Origin of the sequence: Pseudomonas sp. (assembly GCF_037994325.1) — a bacterium.
Classification (GTDB): Bacteria; Pseudomonadota; Gammaproteobacteria; order Pseudomonadales; family Pseudomonadaceae; genus Aquipseudomonas.
In genome coordinates this window covers 1-4,125 of record NZ_JBBNAH010000103.1, presented here as the reverse complement: position 1 = coordinate 4,125, position 4,125 = coordinate 1, and the positions used below count along the sequence as shown (strand labels likewise).

General features: G+C 60.2%; 4 protein-coding genes. 2 read left to right on the top strand and 2 right to left on the bottom strand.

The annotated features are described in order from the left end of the window. Positions 1-1,760: bifunctional sugar phosphate isomerase/epimerase/4-hydroxyphenylpyruvate dioxygenase family protein (locus tag AAAB16_RS03255; RefSeq protein ID WP_340662044.1), on the top strand; the 1,760-nt coding region annotated here is incomplete at its 5' end. Positions 1,761-1,860: 100 nt separating this feature from the next. Further along, positions 1,861-2,532, top strand: coding sequence for a TetR/AcrR family transcriptional regulator (locus AAAB16_RS03250; protein WP_340662043.1), 672 nt, complete (start codon positions 1,861-1,863; stop codon positions 2,530-2,532). A gap of 124 nt (positions 2,533-2,656) precedes the next feature. Here AAAB16_RS03250 and AAAB16_RS03245 read toward each other — a convergent pair whose 3' ends face one another. Beyond that, on the bottom strand, positions 2,657-3,511 hold the full coding sequence (locus AAAB16_RS03245) for a shikimate dehydrogenase (RefSeq protein ID WP_340662042.1): 855 nt from the start codon (positions 3,509-3,511) through the stop codon (positions 2,657-2,659). A gap of 2 nt (positions 3,512-3,513) precedes the next feature. Continuing rightward, entirely contained in the window at positions 3,514-3,954 is a 441-nt protein-coding gene (gene aroQ / locus AAAB16_RS03240) for a type II 3-dehydroquinate dehydratase (RefSeq protein ID WP_340662041.1), read from the bottom strand. Between the last annotated feature and the right edge of the window lie 171 nt (positions 3,955-4,125).

Here is a 4,125-nt window from a genome sequence, read left to right as displayed (position 1 = left end):
CCCTGTTTCAGCCCTTTCGCGACTTTGAAGGCTGCCGCCGTGACCGCCTGGCGCGCAACCTCGACCGCGCTGAACGTAAATTCGATTTAATGCAGGAGCTGGGCACCGATCTGGTGCTGGTATGCAGCAACGTGGCGGCTGACTCCCTCGGCGATCAACAAATTCTGGTCGATGACCTGCGCCTGCTCGGTGAGCGCGCGGGCGCCCGCGGCCTGCGCATTGGCTACGAAGCCTTGGCCTGGGGCCGCCATGTAAACACCTACCAGCAGGTGTGGGACATCGTTCGTCAGGCCGATCACAGCGCCGTTGGTGTGCTGCTCGACAGCTTCCATACCTTGTCGCTCAAGGGCGACCCGGCAGCCATTGCCGATATTCCCGGCGAGAAGATTTTCTTTGCGCAAATGGCCGATGCACCGATCCTGGCCATGGATGTGTTGGAGTGGAGCCGGCATTTCCGCTGCTTCCCGGGGCAGGGCGAATTTGATCTGGCGGGTTTCCTCGCGCCGATTATCCGCAGTGGCTACACCGGCCCGCTGTCGCTGGAAATCTTTAACGATGGTTTCCGCGCTGCACCGCCGCGCGCTAACGCCGCCGATGGCTTGCGCTCGCTGCTGTACCTGGAAGAGAAAACCCGCAACCTGCTGGAACGTCAGGCTGCCGAGGGTTCGGCGCCGGCAGTGCCAGCGGCCAGCCTGGATATGTTGTTCTCGCCGCCAGCGGCCAGCCGTTATGACGGCGTGGAGTTTGTCGAGTTTGCCGTCGATGGTGAGCAGGGCACCAAGCTTGCCGGTTGGCTGGAGCGCCTGGGTTTTGCCCGCGCCGGCCAGCACCGCTCGAAAGACGTCAGCCTGCTGCGCCAAGGCGATATCAATATTGTGCTCAACGCCGAGCCGTATTCCTTTGCCCACAGCTTTTTTGAAGCGCACGGGCCGTCGTTGTGCGCCACCGCCTTGCGGGTGAAAGACAGCCACAGCGCGTTTGAACGCGCCCGCGAATACAAAGGGCAGCCCTACCGTGGCCTGGTCGGCCCCAACGAGCGCGAGGTGCCGTCGGTACGGGCGCCCGATGGCAGTCTGATTTATCTGATCAGCCAGGCCGAAGGCGGCCAGACCATCTACGAAAGCGACTTTATTCTTAACGAAAAAGTGCGGCCCAGCGGCAACCTGCAACGCATCGACCATATGGCCATGGCGCTGCCGGCCGACAGCCTCGACACCTGGGTGCTGTTCTACAAAGCCCTGTTCGACTTTGAAGCCGATGACGAAGTGGTGCTGCCCGACCCCTATGGTTTGGTAAAAAGCCGTGCCCTGCGCAGCCGCTGCAGCTCGGTGCGCCTGCCGTTGAATATCTCGGAAAATCGCAACACGGCGATTTCCCATGCGCTGTCCAGCTACCGGGGTTCGGGCGTGCACCATATTGCCTTTGCCTGCGAAGACCTGTTTGCCGAGATCAACCGCGCCAAAGATGCCGGCGTGCCGCTGTTGGATATTCCGCTGAACTACTACGACGACCTGGCAGCGCGCTTTGACTTCGACGATGAATTCTTAAGCGAGCTGGCCTATTACAACGTGCTCTATGACCGTGACGCCCAGGGTGGCGAGCTGTTTCATGTGTATACCGAGCCGTTCGAGGGGCGTTTCTTCTTTGAGCTGCTGCAACGCAAAAATGGTTATGTCGGCTACGGTGCGGCCAACGTCGCCGTGCGTTTGGCGGCCATGGCCAAGGTGCGCAGCGGTTCGGCGCGTCAGGCACGGCTGTAAATAGAAGGCCTGGCGACGAATTCTCTCGGCGCCAGGCTTTCTTCGTCCTACGCCCCGGACCATAATCGCCGCACCCGTCGACCTGCTGGCCGTGAGCCCCATGACAATAACAATCGCAGAACTCCCCGAGGCGTCCGACAGCGCGCCGCGCAAGAGTCGCAAAAACAACCCGGAAAAAACCCGCGAAAACATTCTGCAGGCGGCCATCGCCGAGTTTGTTGAGCAGGGTTTATCGGGTGCGCGGGTGGACGCTATTGCCGAGCGCACCCACACCTCCAAACGCATGATTTATTACTACTTCAACAGCAAAGAGCAGCTCTACGTTGAAGTGCTGGAAAAGCTCTACGGCGATATTCGCCGCACCGAAGCGCAACTGCACTTGGCCGAACTGGAGCCGGTGCAAGCGATTCGCCGCCTGGTGGAATTCACCTTCGACCACCACGACCGCAATGTCGATTTTGTGCGCATCGTCTGCATCGAAAATATCCACAACGGCGCCAACGTTAAACAGTCGCCGGCGATCCGTTCGTTAAGCCATAACGTGCTCAACCTGCTGGACGAAACCTTGCGCCGGGGCGAAGCAGCGGGGGTCTTTCGCCCAGGGTTGCAAGCCATCGATATGCACTTGCTGATCAGCTCGTTCTGCTTTTACCGCGTCTCCAACCGCCACACCTTTAGCGAGATTTTCCAGATCGAGCTGCCGGATGAGCAGGTGAAGCTGCGGCATAAAGAGATGATTTGTGAGTCGGTGCTGAGGTATGTGCAGGTTTGAAATGCAGCGTAGCGACAATGCTGTAGCGCCAGCCCGGTGGATTCCCGCCTGCGCGGGAATGACGGCGTGTTCATTTAAATAGCCGTGTTCCCCGCGTAGGCGGGGATCCAGGGGCGCGCTCGTTTTACCCATTCATACTGGCAAAATGCGCCACCATCCGCCCCGCATCGGCCTGCACGCCACTAAACAACTCAAATGCCTTAACCGCTTGAAACACCGCCATGGTGCCGCCATCCAGGGTGCGACAGCCTAACGCGCGGGCCTCGCGTAGCAGCTCGGTTTCCAGCGGAAAATAGACAATCTCCGCCACCCATAGCGGCGCGCGCAGCAGTGCTTTGGGCACTGGCATACCGGGCAACTTGGCCATGCCCATTGGCGTGGTATTTACCAGGCCGTCGGCTTCGGCCATGGCGGCAGCGAGGTCGGTACCGGCGTTGGCGCGGCTGCCGGGGAAGTGCTGGTTGAGGTTGTCGGCCAGGGCCTGGGCTCGGCGGGTGTCCACGTCAAAAATCGTCAGCTGCTGCACGCCTTCAATTAACAGCGCATGGGCCACTGCCGCTCCGGCGCCGCCAGCGCCCATTTGCACTACGCGCTCACGGGCTACATCGCTGAGGCCACGGCGAAAACCTTCGGCAAAGCCAAGGCAATCGGTGTTATGGCCAATGCGTTTGCCGTGCTGAAACACCACGGTGTTGACTGCGCCAATGCCACGGGCTTCCGGTGACAGTTCATCCAACAGCGGGATGACTGCCTGCTTGCACGGGAAGGTGATGTTCAGGCCGGTGAAGCCGGTGCTCTGTGCGGCGCTGATCAGCGTGGGCAGGTCATCCAGGCTCATCTGCAAGGCATCCAGGTCAATCAGCCGGTACAGGTAGCGCATACCTTGCGCGTCACCTTCGTGCTCATGCATGGCCGGGGTGCGCGAGGCCTGAATGCCGGAACCGATCAGGCCGGCAAGAATACTGGGGGTGGTGGACATGCTTAGGCCTTCAACAGGTGAGCGAAATGTTCGATAGCCATGCGGTAACCGTTGCTGCCAAAACCGGCTAGCACGGCCACGGCTATGCCGGAAACGTAGGAGTGGTGACGGAATTCTTCGCGCTTGTGCACATTGGACAGGTGCACCTCGATCACTGGCAGTTCACTGGCCATCAGGGCGTCGCGAATGGCCACCGAGGTGTGAGTCCAGGCGCCGGGGTTGATCACAATGCCGGCGCAGCGGCCGCGGCCTTGGTGAATCCAGTCGATCAACTGACCTTCGTGGTTGGTTTGCTGAAACTCCACGGTGAAGTCCAGCGCGCTGCCGGTACGGCGGCATAACTCGGCAATGTCGGCGAGGGTTTCATGGCCATAGGTGGCTGGCTCGCGGGTGCCGAGCATATTGAGGTTGGGACCGTTGAGAACCAGCAGCGTACGAGGCATGGGGTGTTTCTCCATTGTTTTTATAGGTCCGCCAAATGAGGGGCGGAACGCTTCTGGAGAAAATGTACTAACTGGTTAATTTGGTCAACGCGGGGCGCTGTCAGTGTTCGATAATCGACCACTTTCGCCGTCTTGGTGAGCGTAGGGTGTGCTGTGCGCACCGTTGTGGTC